Origin of the sequence: Endozoicomonas sp. ONNA1, assembly GCF_024606325.1 — a bacterium.
Lineage (GTDB): Bacteria > Pseudomonadota > Gammaproteobacteria > Pseudomonadales > Endozoicomonadaceae > Endozoicomonas_A.
On the sequence record NZ_JAHHPN010000568.1, the window covers coordinates 19,601 to 38,452 of the forward strand.

The 18,852-nt window shown below is 48.9% G+C and carries 13 protein-coding genes; 3 read left to right on the forward strand and 10 right to left on the reverse strand.

Features of this window, described 5'->3' with window-relative positions:
• Window positions 1–221 precede the first annotated feature (221 nt).
• The 7 genes from KDK19_RS13065 to KDK19_RS13095 all read right to left on the reverse strand — a co-directional run bounded on the left by KDK19_RS13065 (window position 222) and on the right by KDK19_RS13095 (window position 13,564).
• Window positions 222–2,396 carry a hypothetical protein gene (locus KDK19_RS13065; RefSeq protein WP_257292133.1) on the reverse strand — a complete coding sequence of 725 codons (2,175 nt, stop codon included), beginning with the start codon at window positions 2,394–2,396 and terminating at the stop codon, window positions 222–224.
• A 21-nt stretch (window positions 2,397–2,417) separates the two neighbouring features.
• Window positions 2,418–4,202 carry a hypothetical protein gene (locus KDK19_RS13070; RefSeq protein WP_257292134.1) on the reverse strand — a complete coding sequence of 595 codons (1,785 nt, stop codon included), beginning with the start codon at window positions 4,200–4,202 and terminating at the stop codon, window positions 2,418–2,420.
• A gap of 187 nt (window positions 4,203–4,389) precedes the next feature.
• Window positions 4,390–6,390: a hypothetical protein gene (locus tag KDK19_RS13075; RefSeq protein ID WP_257292135.1), complete on the reverse strand. Its 2,001-nt coding sequence runs from the start codon at window positions 6,388–6,390 to the stop codon at window positions 4,390–4,392.
• Window positions 6,391–6,594: 204 nt separating this feature from the next.
• The gene (locus tag KDK19_RS13080; RefSeq protein ID WP_257288225.1) at window positions 6,595–8,265 is read right to left on the reverse strand and encodes a hypothetical protein; all 1,671 of its coding nucleotides are present in this window, start codon (window positions 8,263–8,265) and stop codon (window positions 6,595–6,597) included.
• A 256-nt stretch (window positions 8,266–8,521) separates the two neighbouring features.
• A complete protein-coding gene (locus KDK19_RS13085) occupies window positions 8,522–10,288 on the reverse strand; it encodes a C2H2-type zinc finger protein (RefSeq protein ID WP_257255389.1) in 1,767 nt (588 codons plus the stop codon).
• A gap of 219 nt (window positions 10,289–10,507) precedes the next feature.
• A complete protein-coding gene (locus KDK19_RS13090) occupies window positions 10,508–11,983 on the reverse strand; it encodes a hypothetical protein (RefSeq protein ID WP_257292136.1) in 1,476 nt (491 codons plus the stop codon).
• A 225-nt stretch (window positions 11,984–12,208) separates the two neighbouring features.
• On the reverse strand, window positions 12,209–13,564 hold the full coding sequence (locus tag KDK19_RS13095; protein WP_257281699.1) for a hypothetical protein: 1,356 nt from the start codon (window positions 13,562–13,564) through the stop codon (window positions 12,209–12,211).
• A 49-nt stretch (window positions 13,565–13,613) separates the two neighbouring features.
• On the opposite strand from KDK19_RS13095, the gene KDK19_RS13100 reads away from it, so the two are divergent.
• Window positions 13,614–13,742 carry a hypothetical protein gene (locus KDK19_RS13100; protein ID WP_257292137.1) on the forward strand — a complete coding sequence of 43 codons (129 nt, stop codon included), beginning with the start codon at window positions 13,614–13,616 and terminating at the stop codon, window positions 13,740–13,742.
• A 30-nt stretch (window positions 13,743–13,772) separates the two neighbouring features.
• Here the strand turns inward: KDK19_RS13100 and KDK19_RS13105 are convergent, their stop codons facing one another.
• Window positions 13,773–15,038, reverse strand: a complete 1,266-nt coding sequence (locus tag KDK19_RS13105) for a 6-phosphofructokinase (RefSeq protein ID WP_257255392.1) — start codon at window positions 15,036–15,038, stop codon at window positions 13,773–13,775.
• A gap of 250 nt (window positions 15,039–15,288) precedes the next feature.
• On the opposite strand from KDK19_RS13105, the gene mpl reads away from it, so the two are divergent.
• Window positions 15,289–16,653 carry a UDP-N-acetylmuramate:L-alanyl-gamma-D-glutamyl-meso-diaminopimelate ligase gene (mpl, locus tag KDK19_RS13110; protein ID WP_257255393.1) on the forward strand — a complete coding sequence of 455 codons (1,365 nt, stop codon included), beginning with the start codon at window positions 15,289–15,291 and terminating at the stop codon, window positions 16,651–16,653.
• Between the two features lie 4 nt (window positions 16,654–16,657).
• Window positions 16,658–17,272, forward strand: a complete 615-nt coding sequence (locus tag KDK19_RS13115; RefSeq protein ID WP_257255394.1) for a flavin prenyltransferase UbiX — start codon at window positions 16,658–16,660, stop codon at window positions 17,270–17,272.
• Here the strand turns inward: KDK19_RS13115 and KDK19_RS13120 are convergent.
• Window positions 17,265–18,125, reverse strand: coding sequence for a hypothetical protein (locus KDK19_RS13120; RefSeq protein ID WP_257255395.1), 861 nt, complete (start codon window positions 18,123–18,125; stop codon window positions 17,265–17,267). The genes KDK19_RS13115 and KDK19_RS13120 overlap by 8 nt on opposite strands.
• Before the next feature lie 102 nt (window positions 18,126–18,227).
• Window positions 18,228–18,852: hypothetical protein (locus tag KDK19_RS13125; protein ID WP_257292138.1), on the reverse strand; the 625-nt coding region annotated here is incomplete at its 5' end.

Consider the following 18,852-nt stretch of genomic DNA (forward strand, 5'->3'; position numbering starts at 1 on the left):
TTCTGTCAGAAACCTTCTGTTAAAAACCAAAGCTTTGCACAGGGCAAAAAAATACCAAAGGCTGTGCCCATCTGCTTTTTTTTCTGGCATTAACCACCGTCAGTTAATGACTGAAGTTTTGCCAAGTCCATTTAAACGAGCAATGTCTTTTGGTAGTCCTGAGTCGTTCTGGAAAAACCGCCTAACCTTCATAAAAGGGTGGGCGTCAGATGAATCGCTACTTATTCACTTGGCCTTTCTGAGGTTGGATTACCCGGGGTCTCATCCACGGGCTTGCGCTTTCGATGACTTCTTTTGTGTGCCGAAAGGTTTTTAGAGCTCTTGAAGAGTTTTCCGCATGGTCGCAGCTGGCCATCCTCTCCGACCACGGCTGAGTCACAGGTTTTTTGCTCGCTGTGATGCACTCTCTTGTGGTCCGACAGAGATTGGCCATTCATGAAGACTTTCCCACATGGCTGCGGCCGGCCATCCTCCGCGATCAGGGTCATGTCGCAGGTTTTTTGTCCACTATGATATAGGTTTTTGTGACTCGCCAGAGTTTGAGCATTCTTGCAGATTCTTCCGCATGGCCGCGGTTGACCATCCCACCCGATCATGGTCGCGAAACAGGTTTTTTGCCTGGTGTGTTTTCCGCTTTTGTGACTCGACAGGGCTGCAGCATTCTTGTAAATCTTCCCGCATGGCCGAGGCTGACCATCCTCCCCGGTCACTATCACCTCACAGGATCGTTCTCCGGTGTGTGCTCTGACTTTGTGAGACGAAAGTGCCTGACTATTCTGGCAGACCTTCCCGCATGGCCGCTGATGGCCACCTTCCCCAACCACTGTTGTTTCACAGGTTCTTTGCCCGGAGTGATAGTTGTATTTGTGAGCTGACAGTATTTTGTGATTCTTGCAGACTTTTCCACATGGCCGCGACTGGCCGTCATCACCGACCACGGTTTCGTAGCAGGTAAGGTACCCGGAGTGATCCCTGATTCTGTGATCCGGGAGGGGCTTTGCTGTGCCCGCTTGTGAAGGGTGAAGTTGTCGCTGGCCCAATTGAGGTGATTCGGAAGTTGTTTGTTGTGTTTCTGAGGTTCCCATTAAGGAAAAGGGGGGGAGAGGCATTAAGGAGAGCTCGATTTCTTCGGGATACCTGCATGGATCGGCTGGCTCATTAATGAACCCAAAATCATCAGTGTTGTTGAAAGGCAAGTTCCGGAACGCTGGCGGACAATGATTGAGTGGCCCGGAAGGGGCAATTGTATGCGCGGCCCCTGCACTTATCGAGCCTGTACAGTTTAAGTTATTGGACGGGTCACGATTAATATCATGAGGATGTGGTCCAGACAGTTGGTCGTAATGGTATGGGGGAGCACTTTCAAAAAAATCATCCAATATTTTGGAAATCCAATATTCTTCGGGCTGTTCAGCTTTTAAAGGGCCAGCATGGCCTATGCAATCATAGCTTGGTCCATTCGTGAAATGAGTGTACGAGTGTTCTATGCTATCCGGAGACCATTCAGCCGACCCTGATCCGTCGTATGGTGGTCCAAATTGACAAGCGCCATGACAGGGATGGACAAAACAATTTAAACCTAAAGTATGTGAGTGCTGTAGAGGGCTGCCGCCGCCGGAGCCAGAATAGCCGCCGAAGCCAGAATAAAAGAGGTTGGTGAAAGAGCGCCTGTGGCAAGTGGTGGTTTGCGTGGTTCTCTGGCCGGATGATTCTGATGGCTCGTGTTGTTGGTTATCTCCTGAACCCGTCATCATTGTGATAGTTGTTAATGGGAAATCCCTCTGTTTCAGCATAGATGTTGCCTCTTGATGTTCAATCAGGTTAAACAGCGGTGAATCGGAGTTCCGGTAACTTCTTAAAAACCAGCCGACAGCAACAACCGCTTCTACAGGTACCCATGAGTAGGGAGCTGGGAATAGAGGGACATCTTTGGTTTTCAGGATCAGTTCGTAACCAGCCAGCAGCTGAGTGACGTAAAGCCATTGCCACGAAATCGACACAATAATAGTCGTTCTTGCCTTGTTTCCACCCGTACTATGGCGTTTGTCATCGGGCGTTGAATCTAATTCTGCGTAGTCTTCTGTGTGGGTAATGTCTGACGGGTTATCTGGTAGTACACGCAGGTCACGTTTTATAGAAAAGCTCTGGTTTGTTTGTTCAAGCTCGATAATAAAAGGTTCTGTCAATGATTCGGCCATACAGGCGACAGACAACAACTGCAGAGACAACAATAGCAATAACACTAGCAACAACAGTAGTGTCGCAAAGAGAGAGCGTTTAATGATTTTATCCCTGTATTCTTGTTGACAGAGAGGAAGGATAGACCAAGAAAATAAGAGCGTTTTTTTCTGGAAACCCATCGAAGCGCTGATAAATCCCTGGTTGGGCCCGGACATATTCACTTTACATTCTCAAGGTTAAAGGTCATCGTCCTGATCTGTATGATCAGGCTTGCGTTCCCGATGTGTTTTTTTGTGCTCCGACGAGGTTTTGGCACCCCAACAGACCATCCCGCATCGACGCGGCTGGCCATTCTTCCAGAACACGATCGTTTTACAGGTTCGTTGCCCTGGGTGGTATTTGGTTTTGTGAGAGGATAGAGATTGAGCATTCTTGAAGATTTTCCCGCATGACCGCGTCTGGCCATTCTTCGCGATCACGACCCGGTCACAGGTTTGTTTCCCGCTGTGCTCTTTTCTTTTGTGATCCGTCAGAATTCTGGCATTCTCGCAAAGCAGCCCGCATCGCTGCTGCTTGCCATACTTCCCGATCACGGTTAAGTCACAGATTTTTTGCCCGGTGTGATATCTACTCTTGTGAGATGAAAGTGATTGAGGGTTCCTGCAGCGCACCCCGCATGGCTGCCGGCCTTCCCTCCCGACTACGGTTACATCACAGACGCTTTCTCTGGTGTTGTTTTTGTGCTCCGACAGAGTTTCTGATGCACTTGTCTGGAAAAGAGAAGGTTGGCACTGATCTGATTGATGTGACTCAGTGGTTATTGATTGTGTTTCTGAAGTTTTCACTGAGGTGAGTGTGTTTATTGGCGTAGGGGAAAAACCCGCTTCTTCGAGAAGACTACATGAATCGAGTGGCCCATGAATGAACTCAAAACCATTGGCGGTGGAAAACGTATTCTCCGGCGTACTGGCGACCCCGCCTGCGGCGAACTCGTCTATATAATTGCAGCTATTGGCCGGATTTCCAGTACTGTCATCCGGCTCTGACTCAAATAGTTGGTCGTAATGGTACGGGAATTGTTCGTCAGTGAGTTCACTCAATAATGCAAACAGTGATTTTTCCCGGGACTGTGAAGCTTTTGCAGGATCAAAATGGCTTACGCAATTAAAGCAATGTTCATCGGCTAAATGGGGGCATGAGCTTTGTCCGGGAGTTCCTGACTGAGCGGTTTCTATTTCTGGCATCGACTCTGGAGTTTTTATCGAAGCATCAGACCGCTCACAGTGCAGTTCAGCAGACTCTCCGCTACCGGATGGTGGTCGGAAACTACAAACACCATGACAGGGATGGACAAAACAATCTAAACCCAAAGTATGCAGGTTTGGTTGAGGGCCTTCGTTGCCGTCATCAGGGTCAGAATACAAGAGACGAGTGAAATAGCCTATAGGGCGGTAGGTGGCTTCCGGGGCCTGCTGCCCCGATGATTCTGGTAACTGGTATTGTGGTTGGCCTTGTTCAGGGGCTGGCATAGTAGCGATGACCTCCAACGGGTGATTCTGGCTCGCCCCCTGTTGTTGAATCAGGTTGAGTCGTTCAATCGAGTCAAATAGCGGTGAATCGGGTTTCCAATCGCTTTTCAAAAGCCAACCGATAGCGACAACCACTCCTATGGGAAGCCATGGATATGGGGTTGTGCCCAGAGGGGCGTCTCTGGTAGTCAGGATCAGTTGGTAACCAATCAGCAGGTGAGTGACTTGAAGCCATTGCCACGAAACCGATTCAATAAGGGGTGTTTTTGTGTTGCAACCACAAGATCTTTTTCGTTTGTTGTCTGGTGGCGAATCTAATCCTGCATAACCGTTTGTGTCGGCAATATATGATGGACTGTCTGACAGTGTATGCCGGTCTCGCTTTATAGAAAAGCTTTGGTTTGGAGACCCCGTTTTCTGTTCGAACTCGTCAAGAAAGCGTTCTGTAAATAGTTCGGCCTGACAGACAACAGATGACGCAAGTAGTGACAACAGTAGCAACAACATCGAAGTCGAAAAGAGGGAAAGTTTAATAATTCTATCCTTGCCTTCTGGTTGACAGGGAGTAAGGATAGACCAAGAAAATAAGGGCGTTTTCTTTCAAAAACCAATGAAGTGTTGCTGCACTATTTAAACGATCGTTGTCTTTTGGGAGGGAGATCTCATGAAAGGGCCGGTGTCAGATCAGTCGTTTCTTATTCACTCTTCCTTCTTGAGGACTGGAGTTATCGTTCCGGTCCAAATCACTGGACTTGCGTTTTCGATGTGCTCTTTTGCGATCCCATAGGACTTGTGCATCAATGCACTGCTTTCTGCATGGCCGCGGCTGATCATCTTTCCCGACCAAGGTCACGTCACAGGTTTGTTGCCCGCGGTGGTCGCTGCTTTTGTGATCTGTCAGGGCCCTGGCATTCTTACAGATCTTCCCGTATGGTCGCTGCTGAGCCTTTTCCCCAGCTAAGGTTATATTACAGGTTTTTTGCTTACTGTGGTCTCTTGTTTTGTGATTGTAGAGGGCTTGAACACCCTTGCAGACCTTTCCGCATGATCGCTGCCGACCATCCTCCCCGACCACGGTTACTTGGCAGGTCCGTTGCCCGCTGTGGACGTTTCTTTTGTGGTTCGACAGGGACTTGGCACTTTTACAGACCGTTCCGCATGGCCGCAGCTGGCCGGACTCCTCGACCACGGCTACGTCACAGGTTCGTCGCCCGCTGTGGACATTCCTTTTGTGATTAATCAGGTCTCCATTATTTTGGCATAGTTTCCCGCATGGTTGCTGCTGACCATCCTCTCCGACCACGTTCACGTCACAGGCTTTTTGCCTGCTGTGGATTCTGGTTTTGTGATTTGATAAAGCTTTAGCATTTTTGCAGGTTGTCCTGCATGGTCGCTGTTGGCCATCCTTCCCGATCACGGTTACGCCACAGGTTTGTTGCCCGCTGTGTTCATTTCTTTTGTGATCCGTCAAGACTTGACCATTCCTGCAGATCTTTCCGCATGGTCGCGGCTTGCCATCCTCGCCGATCACTGACACTTCACAGGTTTTTTGTCCGGTATGGTATCTGCTTTTGTGAACCGAAAGGATTTGAGCACTCCTGCAGATCTTTCCGCATGGTCGCGGCTGTCCATCCTCCCAAATCACTATCACTTTACAGGTTTTTTGCCGGTTAGCATCAGTTGTAAAGGGGTCTCCTGTTCTCATTGATTCTGAGGGAACCCTGTCTACAGAGTGGCAGCTATTGTCTCTGTTCACGTTAATGCCGTATGGTTGTGGCTCAGATACTTCTCTGGAATTGCATTGAAATTGAATATCAGGGAGATCCAGCGATGGGTATGGTTGGGAGCGTGCATTGAGTAAAGGAGCATAATGACCCATGCAACTAAAACAGTATCCACTGGCCAAATGCGGGCATGAACTCTGCCCGTAATTCAGTGGCCATTCAGCGGGTTCATTGCTATCGAATGATAGTCGGAAACTACAAACGCCATGACAGGGATGCACGAAACAATTAATATCCAAAGTATGTTGGTGTGGTAGAGGGCCGCTATTATCGCTGCCAGAGCCAAAATCCGGGGGACTGGTGAAAGAGACGGTAAGGTGACTGTTGGCTTTTGGAGCTCCCCGATCGGATGATTCTGATGGTTGGCCTGATGCTCGGGCTTGTCCAGAGCCAGGCATTAGAATAATGCCCGCAAATGGTTGATTCTGACTCATCTCTTGTCGATCAGTCAGGCTAAGTTGTTCAGTGGGGTTAAACAGTGGTGAATCGGAGTTCCAATAGTTTTTCAGAAGCCAACTGACAGTGACAACCGCCTGGAGAGGTACCCATGAATAAGGAGTGGCGCATAGTGGGCCATCTCTGGGGGGCAGAATCAGTTCGTAAGCAAACAGCAGGTCAGTGGCGCAAAGCCACTGCCACGAAATTGATTCAATAGGGGGCGTTTTTGTCCTGTAATCGCAAGCTCTCTGTCGTTTGTCATCAGTTGGCGAACCTGATTCTGAATAGCCGTTTGTGTCGGTAATATCTGATGCTCTGTCTGACAGTGTATAGCGGCCATACTTTATAGAAAAACTCTGGTTTGGAGAAGTTGTTTTCTGTTCAGGCATGACAATATAACGTTCTGTCAACACTTCGGCCTGGCAGATGACGGACAACAGGAGCAGCAGAGGTGTCATAAAGGGTGAATGTTTAATAATTCTATCCTTGCATTCTGGTGACTAGAGAGGAGGGATAGATCAGGATAATAAGTCTATTTTTCGTGTAAAACCCACTGAATAGCCGTAGCATCTCTTTAGGTTAACATTGTCTTTTGATTACCCCTTATCGCTCCGCAAAAAATTGCTAACCCCTCCTGAAATAACGGGTGTCTGATCAGATCGTTACTTATTCACTTTACTTTTTTGAGGACTCAAATCATCGTCTCGATTTTTATCAACAGGCTTACGCTTTCGGTGTCTTCTTTTGTGCTGAGAAAGGTCTTTAGCATTCTTGCAGAGTTTTCCGCATGGTTGCTGCTGGCCATCCTCCCCGATCACTCTGAGATCACAGTTTTTTTGCCCGCTGTGGAATGCCCTTTTGTGAACCGACAGGGCCCCGGCATCCTTGCAGATTGAACCGCATGGCCTCGACTGACCATCCTCTCCAATCACTGCTGCGTCACAGGTTTTTTGCCCAGTGTGGTATATGCTTTTGTGACTCGACAGGGATCCGGCATTCTTGAAGACCTTGCCGCATGGCCTCGGTTGGCCATCCCCCCCGATCACTGTTAAATCACAGCTTTTTTTCCCAGTGTGGTATGAGCTTTTGTGACCCGACAAGGCTCCGGGATTCCTGCAGATTGTCCCACATGGTCGCTGTTGGCCATCCTCTCCGAATACGATTACATCACAGGTTTTTGGCCCGCAGTGTGCCCTGCTTTTGTGATCCGACAGAGCTTTGGCATTTTTGCAGACCTTTCGGCATGGCTGAGGCTGGCCATTATCACCGATCATTACCTCGCCACAGATTTTTGGCTCGCAGTGGTATCGGTTTTTGTGAACCGTGAATAAACGAGTATTCCTGAAGATCTTACCGCATGGTCGCTGGTGACCATCCTCCCCGACCACTGTCATGTCACAGGTTTTTTGCCAGGTAGCTTCAGCTGTAGAGGCTGCCCCTGCAGTCACTGAGTATGAGGTGACCCCGGATAAGGCGACCCCGTCTAGGGCGACCGCGACCCCGTCCAAGAATAGTTGGCCAGACCATTGGCGCTGATTGACAGGCGGGCCATCCATTGTTTTGGAGAGCGAAGTGTTTACAAAATCAAAGTTATCTATGCAGCTAATGCAGTGGCCATATGCCAAGTGGGGGCATGAGCTTTCTAAGGAATTCAGAGGCCATTCAGCAAACTCTCTGCTACCAGATGATAGTCGTAAACTGCAAACGCCATTACAGGGATGGACGAAACAATCCAAACCCAAAGTATGCTGGTGTTGTTGAGAGCCTCTATTACCGCCGACAGAGCCACAATACAGGGAGCTAGTGAAAGAGCTTGTAGGTTGGGGCGGCGCTTGTGGGACTTGCTGCCCCGATGATTCAGATGGCTGGCCTTGTTTTTGGACATGTCCGGGGCTGTGCATCATAGCGGTGATCGCAAACGGGTGATCCTGACTCACCATCTGCCGTTTCATCGGGTCAAACAACAGTGAATCGGGATTCCAATAGCTCTTTAAAAGCCAACGTAAAACGACAACAACTTTTACAGGTACCCATGAACAGGGGCTGTAGCATAGAGTGGCGTCGCTGGTGGTCAGGATCAGTTTGTAATCAACCAGCAGACGAGAGGCATAAAGCCATTGCCACGCAATCGATTCAATCAGGGTCGATTTTATCCCATAACAGCTGGGTCTCTGTGGTTTGTCATCAGGCAGTGAATCTGATCCTTCATAGCCGTTTGTATTGATAATATCTGGCGGTTTGTCCGGCGGTGCATGCTGGTCAGTCTCTATAGAAAAGCTGCGGTTTGTCAGGCCTCTCTTCAGTCCAGGCTCAACAATATAATGTCTTCTCAACTGATGAGCTTCGCAGGTGGCAGACAACAACGTTAGCACTAACAGCAGTGTCGCAAAGGGTGGTTGTTTAATAATAGTGTTCTTGCATTCTGGTGGGTAGAGAGGAAGAATAGATCAAGATAATAAGTGTGTTTTATTATAAAAAAACCAATGAAACGCTGCTGCATACTTTAGAAAAACATTGTCTTTTGATGGTCACTTATCGATCCGGCAAAATCGCAAACCTTCATTAAAAAGCGAGTGTCTGATCAGATCGTTACTTATTTACTTTACCTTTTTTAGGGCTGAAGTTATCGTCTTTATTCAAATCATCAGGCTTGCGTTTTCGATGTCTTATTTTGTGCTTCATCAGGGCATGTATACTGTTGAACACCTTCCCGCATGATTGCTGCTGGCCATCCTTCCCAACTACTTTCAGGTCACAGGTTTGTTTTCCGGTGTGGTATATTCTTCTGTGATTTGCCAGGATTTTAGCATTAATGCAGACCATGCCGCATGGTCTCTGCAGGCCATCCTCTCCGATCAGTATTCTGTCACAGGTTTGCTCTCCGGTGTGATCTTTTCTTTTGTGACCCGACAGGGCTTTAGCATTAATGCAGACTTTGCCGCATAGTCGCTGCAGTCCATCGGCTCCGGTCAGTGTTCTGTCACAGGTTCTTTGCCCAGTGTGATATGCGCTTTTGTGGACCGACAGGGCTCCAGCATTCTTACAAACCGACTCGCATGGCCTTGGCTGGCCATCGTCACCGATCACGGTTACCTTGCAGGTTCGTTGCTCGCTGTGGACTTTGTTTTTGTGGGATGCCAGGGATCGAGCATTCTTACAGAACTTCCCACATGGCCGTGACTGGCCATCTTCGCCGTTCACTGTCACGTCACAGGTCGTTTGCTCGGTGTTGTTTTTGTTTTTGTTTTTGTGATCCGGCAGAGTCGGTAATGTGCCTGTCTGGGAAAGATGAGAATAGCTCTGACCTGATTGAGGTGACTCAGTGGTTGTTTGTTGTGTTTCTGAGGTTTCCACCAGGGGAAGAGTGTCTGTGGATACAAGCGAGAACCCGGCTTCTTCGAGAAGACCGCATGGATCGAGTGTCTCATAAATGAACTCAAAATTATCAGCGGTGGAAGACAATTTCTCGAGCGTGTCAGTGGCCACTGCAGCCACTGAGATTGAGGCGTCCCCCCCTGTAAGGTTGCCGCTATTGGTCAGGTTCCCACTGTGGTCATCCGGCTGTGGCTTCAATGGTTGATCGTAATAGAATGATAATTGTTTGTCATTGAGTTCACTCAATAGTGCGAAAAGCGATTTTTCCTGAGACTGTGTAGCGTTTTCAGGCTCAAAATGGAATATGCAGCTAAGGCATTGCTCATCGTTCGAATGGGGGCATGAGCTTGGTTCGGGTGTTGCCTCTATTGGTCGGAATTGACAAACGCCATGACAGGGATGAACGAAACAATTTAAACCCAAAGTATGTGATTGTTGTTGAGGGCCTCCGTTATCGCCGCCAAAGCCAGAATACGGGAGGCTCGTGAAAAAACTTGTAGAGTGGGTGGTGGCTTGTGGGGCTTGTCGCCCCGGTAATTCTGATGACTGGTGTGGTTGTTGGTTATTTCCAGAGCCCAACATCAGAGTAATGGCTGCAAACGCTTCCACAGATAGCTGCGAATAAAACTCAGAGCTTAAATAGTGGTCTCTGTTTTTCAGGATCGGTTCGTAACCCAACAGCAGTGAAGAGGCGCACAGCAAGTGCCACGAAATCGACTCAATAATGGTCGTTTTTACTCTGTAAACGCCGGGGCTTTGTGGTTTGTCATCAGTGGGGGAGTCTGAGCCTGCGTAACCGTTGTCATTGGCAATGACTGAAGGGTTGCCCGGCAATCCGGGCAGGTAATGCTTTAAAGAAAAGCTTTTGTCTGGAGAATCTGCACTCTCTTGAAGCTCGACAATAAAATGTTCTGTCAACAGCTGAGCCTGACTGGAGGCAGATAACGATAGCAGTAACGCAAAGAGTAAGTGTTTAATCATTGTATCCTTGCATTTTCTGATTTGAAGGGTGCAAGAATAGACCAAGAAAATAAGCGAATCTTTATGTTGAAGACCTTCTGCGAAAAATCTATTGAAACACTGTGCACTCGTCGGTGAGCAATGACAGCGTGATCTCTGGTCATCCGAGCAACAGATGAATGATTTCAGCCATCGCTTTAGACGAGCAGTGCCTTTGGATGAAAGGGTGGGTATTGATCGCTATTTATCCTTCTTATCTTCACTTTGTGATTGATGCGCTTTCTGTTTGTGAGATCTCAAGTCTTCAGCACGACTAAAGATCCTTAAGCATGGTTGCTGCTTGCCATCCTTTGAGACAACTATCTCCATACATCTTCTTCCAATGCAGTGGAAGTCTCTTTTGTGACGTTCCAGCACGAGAGCATTACTGAAAACTCTATGGCACGGTGGGCCAGAGACCCCGTACCCGAGTGGTTCGTCACAGATTTTTTGCCCGCTGTGGTCTCTTTTTTTGTGAAGCTCCAGTTCTCTTTCACTCATGCAGGCCTTTTTGCATGGCCGACGCTGGCCATACTTCTCCCTCACTGTCTCGTCACAGGTTATTTTCTGGTTGGGCTTTCTTCTTTTTTGCATCGACATGGCTCGATAATACTCCCTGCAGGCTATCCCGTATGACTGCATCTGGCTGTCCTTCCCGACCACTGTTGCGAAACAAGTTGCCTGTCCAGTTTGGTATTTGTTTTCATTATACGACTGTGTTTTCTCTGTGCCTGAATGCATCTGATCGTCCTTCCTGACTATTTTTGCGAAACAAGTTGCCTGCCCAGTTTGGTATTTTTTTTCACTATACGACGGTGCTTTCTCAGCGCCTGACGAGGAAAGGTGAACAGTTCTATGTTTTTGTTGGTCTGCTCTGCTGTGCTGGTCATTTGCATGGTGATCAGGAGCATGGCTTATGAAAGTGAACTGGTCTCCACTGTCCAAATTGGGCATAGAACTTTGCTCGGGTGTTGCCTGTGATTGTCGTAATTTACAAGCACCATGACAGTTATCTACGAAACAATTTAAACCCAAAGTATGTTGCTGTTGTTCAGGGTGTCCGTTACCGTCGTCAGAGTCAGAATGCTGGAGGCTAGTGATAGTGCCTGTATGTTGGGTGGTTGTCCCTGAGCCTTGCTGGCCGGATGATTTTCGTGGCTGGCCTTGTTGTGAGCCATGTCCGGGGCTAAGCATCATGGTAGTGATCGCAAACGGGTGTTGTCCGCTCGGGTTAAACATCGGTGAATCGGGGTTCCAGTAGCTTTTCAAAAGCAAACCGACAGCGGCAAATGCTTCCATAGGTAACCACGAACAAGGGTTAGCACTTGGGTGGCCGTCTCTGGTTTTCAGGATCAGTTCATAACCCACCAGCAGACCAGTGGCGTAGAGCAATTGCCACGAAAGCGATTCAATAGTGGATATCCTTACTCCGAAAACGCCGGATCGGTGTGGGTTGTCATCAGTGAGGGAATCGGATCCTCCATAGCCGTCGGTGTTGACAATGACTGAAGGCTCGCCCGACAATCTGCTCCGGTCATGCTTTATGGAGAAGCCTTTGTCCGGAGATCCTGTACTCTGCTGAAACTCGACAACATAATGTTCTGTCAACAGTTGAGCCCGACAGGTGACAAACAACGACAGCAACAGCAGCGCCGCAAAGAGTGAATGTTTAATCATTGTATCCTTGCACTTTCTAGTGTAAAGAGTGCAAGAATAGACCAAGAAATTAAGCGTATTTTTCTGCCAAAGATCTTTCTTTAGGCGAGTGGTGTCTTTTGATAGTCCGGGACCGCTTCGCTAAAACCGCACACTTCATCAAAGAAATTGTTGCAAAAGCGGTGGGCAAAGCTGAGCTACCCTTCCAAAAGGTTTTGAAAGAGTGGATGTCAGATAAATCGCTGTTTATCCTCTTGCACTTCGATTACTCCGATTCACATGAACAGGTCTGGGTCTGTGGTACTCTCTAATATGCTCCGCCAAGTCTTGAACATACCAAAAGAGTCGCCCGCATGGTTGCTGCTGGCCATTCGCCCCTACCACGGTCTCTTCACAGATATGTTGTCTGGTGTGTTTTGAGCTTCTGTGAACCGACAGGGCTTTGGCATTTCTGAAGAGCCAACCGCAGGGTCGCTGCCGGCCATTCTCATCGATCTCTGGTATGTCACAGATTTGTGGCCTGCCGTGGTATTGACTTTTATGAGCCAGCAGAGCATTAGCGTTGTTGAAGACTGACCCGCATGAATGCGGCCGACCAGATAAATCGCGAAATTGTACGTCACAGGCTAATTGCCTGTTGTGGCTTCTTTTTCGGTAAGCCGGCAGGGCTCTTACCTTGCCTGCCTGAGAACAATGAGGTTTTCTGTGCGCCAATTGAGGCATTTCCGTTGTTTGTGTGGTTATTTGTTGTGTTTGTGAAGTCCCTGCTACCGAGGCTGACGCTAACTGGGTGAGCGAAAAGGAGAATCTGACTTCCGGGGAAGGGTAGCTCCGTTGATCGAAGTCTTCATCGGGTCTTGAGCTTTGTTCTGGTGTCGGTTGCGACTGTCGGAATTGACAAACGCCATTACAGTTATCTGCGTAACAGTTTAAACCGAAAGTATGTTGGCGTTGTTCAGGGTCTCGGTTACTGCCGCCAGAGTCAGAATGCCGATGGCTGATGATAGTGCCTGTCAGTTGGGTGGTTGAACCTGAAGCTTGCTGGCCGGATGAGTCTGATCGCTGAACTTGTTTTGAGTTATGTTCGGGGCTAAGCATCATAGTGTTGATCGCAAACGGGTAATCCTGATTCGCCTCTGGTTGTCCAATCGGGTTGAAAATAGGCGAGTCAGGGTTCCAATAGCTTGTTAAAAGCCAGCCGATGCTGATAAACACACCTGCAAACAGCCACGAATCAGTTTTGGCGCCCGGAGAGTGGTCACTGAAGGTCAGGGTCAGTTTGTAACCAACCAGCAGAGTGGCTGAATAGAGCAAATGCCATGAAATCGACTCAATAATGTCCGTTTTTACCCCATAACCGCCGAGTCCCAATGGTGGGTCATCTGCCAGAAAGCCTGACCGCGCATAGCCGTTTTTGTTGTTAATGCCTGAAGCATTGCCCGGTAATGTATGTCGGTCAGGCTTGATAGAAAAGATTTTGTCTGGAGAACCTCCATTCTGTTGAAGCTCGACAATATAGCGTTCAGTCAACAGTTGTGCCTGACAGGTGAAAGACAAAGGCAGAAGCAACAGCAGTACTGCAAAGAATGGTTGTTTTATCATTTACACGTTCTGGTTTGTGGAGCAGAAAGTGTAGACCAGGAAAGCACGAATGCTTTTTAAAGACCTTCTGTTGAAAACCAAAGGTAGAACATGGCAAGAAATCGTTGCAGAGCGGCCTGCCTTGTGCAGGGTGTATTTTGGTATGGGAGCCTGTGGTGTGCCCGGAACAGCCCCATAAATTGTGACTGCTTATCCGGGCGTCGTTTATTCAGCCATCAAAAGTATTGTTGAGCTTCTTCTCAACCATGACTTTCCTGAGCTTGGCGAAGCGTGGCAGACCATTGAGGTAAGGTGGGTATTCTTCACCTTCAATCAGAGGTTCAAGGTATTCCCGGCAGACCGGGGTAATGCCGAAGCCTTCAGCATCAATGAACTCCATGGGCATTTTCTTTTCGTAGTTAGCTACTTCTTCGAGCTGAACTTCACCGATAGACCATCGATAGGGCGCATTGGATTCACGGGTGATACAGGGCATTACGGCGTTCTTGCCAGTGACCGCCAGTTCAACGGCCGCTTTACCCACCGCATAAGCCTGCTCAACATCTACTCTTGAGGCAATATGTCTGGCTGAACGCTGCAGATAGTCTGCCACCGCATAGTGGTATTTGAATCCGTGTTCCCGCTTGATCATGGTGCACAGTGCAGGTGCCACCCCCCCGAGCTGGTGGTGGCCAAAAGAGTCAATGACCGTGGTCGAGGCCGAGACAAAGCTGCCATCTGCGTACTTGGCGCCTTCCGAGGCAACAATCACACAGTAACCTTCTTCATCCACGGTTTTCTTGACCTTGGCCAGAAACTTTTCTTTATCCAGTGGTGTTTCAGGGAACACAATAATGTGAGGAGGATCACCATTCTGACGGGCTGCCAGTCCGGCAGCCGCCGCCAGCCAGCCGGCATGGCGACCCATCACTTCCATGACAAAGACTTTCGTCGAGGTATCGCACATGGAGGCAATATCGTGGCTGGCTTCTTTGGTGGAAACCGCAAGGTATTTGGCGGCTGATCCAAATCCGGGGCAGTTGTCGGTTACCGCCAGGTCATTATCGATGGTTTTGGGAATGCCAATGCAAGTAATGGGGTAACCCATTTTTTCACTGAGCTGGGACACCTTCAGAGCAGTATCCATGGAGTCGTTACCACCGTTGTAAAAGAAGTAGCCGATATTGTGTGCCTGAAACACTTCAATCAGTCGGCGATATTCTGCTTCACTCTCTTCAAATGATTTGAGTTTGTAACGGCACGATCCAAATGCTCCACCGGGGGTCCGGTGAAGCGCTCCGATGGTTTCGTGGGATTCATAGCTGGTGTCGATCAGCTCTTCCCTCAGCGCTCCCAGAATACCGTTATAGCCCGCATAGACCTTACCAATTTGGTCCGGATAGCGACGTGCAGTCTCGATAACGGCGCAGGCACTGGCGTTGATAACCGCTGTTACGCCCCCTGACTGCGCATAAAATGCATGTTTGATTGACATCCTGAGTGGCTCTCGCTGAATAGTAATCTTGACTTTGTATGTTTCTGTTGTTCTAAGGTAAAGCGGGTTTCGCTCCGAATAATACTTAAAACAAGCCTGTTTGTCCGTTTATTTAGCGGAATTTTTTCTGTAAAAAGGTAAGGAAAGAGTCTTAAAAGAACGGCCAAAACGACTTTACAGTGGCCATACCGTTTTCAGAACCGCTTGCGGCCACCAGAGCCGCCAGCGACCGATGATGAGTAAGGATGATATGCGCATACATATTCTGGGAATCTGCGGCACATTTATGGGAAGCCTTGCACTTCTGGCCAGGGATATTGGCTTCAGGGTCAGTGGTTCCGATGAACATGTCTATCCCCCCATGAGCACACAGCTGGAGGCACAGGGCATTCAGTTGATGCAGGGCTATCATATCGAACATCTGGACGATAAGCCGGATCTGGTCGTGATAGGGAATGCCATGAGCCGGGGGAACCCCATTGTGGAATATGTTCTGAACGAGGGGCTTGCTTACACCTCGGGTCCTCAGTTTTTTGCCGAGCACATTCTCAAAGACAAATGGGTGATGGCAGCCGCTGGCACTCACGGCAAAACCACAACCGGCAGCATGCTGGCCTGGATTCTGGAACATGCCGGCATGGCGCCGGGCTTTCTGATCGGTGGCATCCCGGCTAACTTTGGTATTTCGGCAAGAATGGGAGAGACTCCGTTTTTTGTGGTCGAAGCTGATGAGTATGATACGGCCTTCTTCGACAAACGCTCCAAGTTTGTACACTATCATCCCCGAACAGCCATTCTGAATAACCTTGAATTTGACCACGCTGATATCTTCGACAATCTGGATGCCATCCAGAAGCAGTTCCATCACCTGGTCAGAACGATACCAGGCGATGGCCTGATTATTTCTCCGGCGGACTGCGAAGCCCTGAACAAAGTTCTGACAATGGGGTGCTGGTCGGAACGGGAGCACTTGGGAGTCGAGTGGACGACCCGCCTGATTGAGCCTGACGGCAGTGTTTTTGATGTCTTGTACCAGGGGAAGGTGGTCGGCCGGGTAGACTGGTCGCTGACGGGTGATCATAATGTTGCCAACGGTCTGGCTGCAATGGCCGCTGCCCGGCACGTTGGGGTATTGCCTGCTCTGGCTTGTGAAGCACTTGGCCTGTTCAAGGGGGTCAAACGCAGAATGGAATTGCTGGCAGATATAGAAGGCATCAAAGTGTATGATGACTTTGCCCATCACCCGACGGCTATTGAAACCACTTTGAATGGCTTACGTGCCCGACATCAGAATAACCGCATCCGGGCTATTATCGAGCCGCGTTCCAATACCATGAAAATGGGCATTCATGGCAATGCTTTGTCGGATTGTGTTAAGAATGCGTCCGAAGTTGTCTGGTTTCAGCCCAAAGATATTGCGTGGCTGAAGGGTGATTTCATTGATAAAAGCCCTGTACCTGCCCGTGTAATGTCGTCCACTGAGGAGATTATCGACTATCTGATCGAAACCTCTGAGAGTGGTGATCATCTGGTCATCATGAGTAATGGTGGCTTTGAGGGAATTCATCAGCGTCTGCTGGTGGCGCTTAACGAAGCAGCAATAGAAAAAGGTTAATACATTGGCTGAGAGAATAACTCTTGCTATCACCGGGGCTTCCGGAGCCCAGTACGGACTCAGGTTGATGCAGTGTCTTGTCGCTTCCGGGGCAGAGATTTTTTGTATGATTTCAAGAGCCGCAAAGGTGGTGATTGAAACCGAAACGTCTCTTCATCTGCCTGACGGTGATCGTGAAGCTGAGGCTGTTCTTATTGATTACTGCCAAGCCAGAGCCGGACAGATCAGATTATTGGGTCATGAAGACTGGATGTCGCCAGTAGCCTCAGGCAGTGGCGCGCCCAGCAAGATGATTGTCTGTCCCTGCAGTTCAGGTACTTTGTCGTCTATAGCTTATGGAGCGAGCAATAATCTGATCGAAAGAGCGGCAGATGTCGCTTTGAAAGAGCGCAGAAAACTGGTTCTGGTGCCCAGAGAAGCACCGTATTCAGAAATTCATCTTGAGAATATGCTTAAGTTGACCCAAATGGGGGCAGTGATTTTGCCAGCATCACCCGGATTTTATAACAAGCCTGAAAGCGTGGAAGATCTGGTCGATTTTGTGGTGGCCAGAATACTAAGCCAGTTGGACATCGAACAGTCACTGATGCCAAGGTGGGGAGAGTCGTATATCAGTTAACTCGCAGCCGCAGGTTGTGAAGCCAGAGAGCCAGTGCATCAAGATAAAGTATTATCCGGGTCTGTTCATCCGCTGTCTGAGCGGTCACTTCAGGTTGGAAGGCTTCAGGAAGTTCCTGTTTCACCACTTCCAGTTGATAGTGAGCATGGGGCTGGTCAGAAATGACCAGTGTTTTGCCGGGAGCCGGTGAGGCTTTCAGCCATTGAATCAGGGTGTCCCGCGTGTTGGCTCTGTGCCAGTGACGCTGTTTCCAGACCCTGGGGGAGTCAATAAATTCTACCGGTAGCTTTTTCATCTCCTCCGGAAGTTTCATGGTTGCAAACAGTTGAACCGCGCCTTCTGTCTCTGTGATGGGACGGGCTGCATCGGCACTTTTTCCCTGAGCCTGCCTGCCAATGCCACTGGTCACCAGATTGTCAATGTTATCAATGTCCTCTTTCAATGGACGTTGTCCTACCAGGAAAATGATTTTGTTAAACCTGACACCTTCCTGCCAGAGTCTGGAGAGGTGGTTGAGTCTTCGTTCCATTCCGGGAACGGTGGCACCCAGAATTAAGCTGTACTCATAATTTGTGGAAGAAGGGAGCAATTCCTGAACGAGATCAAGCGTTTTAAGGTGATCCATGATCGTTTCATGCTGATCCGCTGATAAAGGCAGGTCTTGCATTTCCCAGCGCTCCTGACCGGGTTGTCGGCGCCATTGTTGAGAGGCAGAGATCAGTGACTCAAGGGAATAGGAGTGAGGGATACCGACTTCGTCCATTAAAGTGGCCAAGTCTGACAGTTTTACGGGGTTAATGACCGTGGCATGATCCAGAAGCGAACTGTCAGAGGTACGGTTATGTCGGTGCATAGAGTCCTTCCATGGATTCAGTCAGAAGTGCGAAAAGGCAGGTGCTAAAGCATTACTAAAAGCTGCACAAGAATTTTTCGGCCGGGAAGTAAAGTGGTTTAGTTAGTCTGTTCTCCGGGTTGTTCTGATCTTCAGGTTTTGGAGCCAGAGGGCTAAAGCATCCAGATACATGACGATCTGGCCACCAGGATCTGCCTCTTGGGCCGTTCCCTGGGTAGTAAAGCCTTCAGGTAATTCCTGTCGGATGACCTCCTGCTGATAAAGAAGATGAGGCTGGTTCGATACGATCAGGGCAGAGCCGGGTCTGGGGTTACTGTTCGCCCAGTTTTTGAAACTGTCTCTGGTGTTGCCGCGCTGCCATCGATCCACCAGCCAGGTTCGGCTTGTTGAGAAGAATTCGACAGGGATTGCTCTCATGTCATCAGGCATCTCAGTGGCCATATAGACCATCCTGGCGGCCTCTTTTTCCGTCGCAGGACGGGCCTTTTGTTTTTTATCTTTGGAAGCCTCTTGGCCAATCACTTCAGACACCAGTATTTCTGTCAGGTCGATGTTGTCCTGAATGGGGCGCTCTCCTGATAAAAAAATGATTTTGTCGAATCGGACGCCTTCCTTCCAGAGCGAGACAAGATGCTGAAAACGACTTTTCATTCGTGGTGCTGTTGCACCCAGCAACAGAGCGTAATCAAAATGCTTTTTATCGGGTTTCTGCTTATAGATTAAGCCC

Bases quoted from the DNA above. Each gene is read 5' to 3' on its own strand.
- KDK19_RS13065 (WP_257292133.1), bottom strand. From the start codon at position 2,396: ATGTCCGGGCCCAACCAGGGATTTATCAGCGCTTCGATGGGTTTCCAG.
- KDK19_RS13075 (WP_257292135.1), bottom strand. From the start codon at position 6,390: ATGACACCTCTGCTGCTCCTGTTGTCCGTCATCTGCCAGGCCGAAGTG.
- KDK19_RS13085 (WP_257255389.1), bottom strand. From the start codon at position 10,288: ATGATTAAACACTTACTCTTTGCGTTACTGCTATCGTTATCTGCCTCC.
- KDK19_RS13090 (WP_257292136.1), bottom strand. From the start codon at position 11,983: ATGATTAAACATTCACTCTTTGCGGCGCTGCTGTTGCTGTCGTTGTTT.
- KDK19_RS13095 (WP_257281699.1), bottom strand. From the start codon at position 13,564: ATGATAAAACAACCATTCTTTGCAGTACTGCTGTTGCTTCTGCCTTTG.
- KDK19_RS13100 (WP_257292137.1), top strand. From the start codon at position 13,614: ATGCTTTTTAAAGACCTTCTGTTGAAAACCAAAGGTAGAACATGGCAA.
- KDK19_RS13105 (WP_257255392.1), bottom strand. From the start codon at position 15,038: ATGTCAATCAAACATGCATTTTATGCGCAGTCAGGGGGCGTAACAGCG.
- mpl (WP_257255393.1), top strand. From the start codon at position 15,289: ATGCGCATACATATTCTGGGAATCTGCGGCACATTTATGGGAAGCCTT.
- KDK19_RS13120 (WP_257255395.1), bottom strand. From the start codon at position 18,125: ATGCACCGACATAACCGTACCTCTGACAGTTCGCTTCTGGATCATGCC.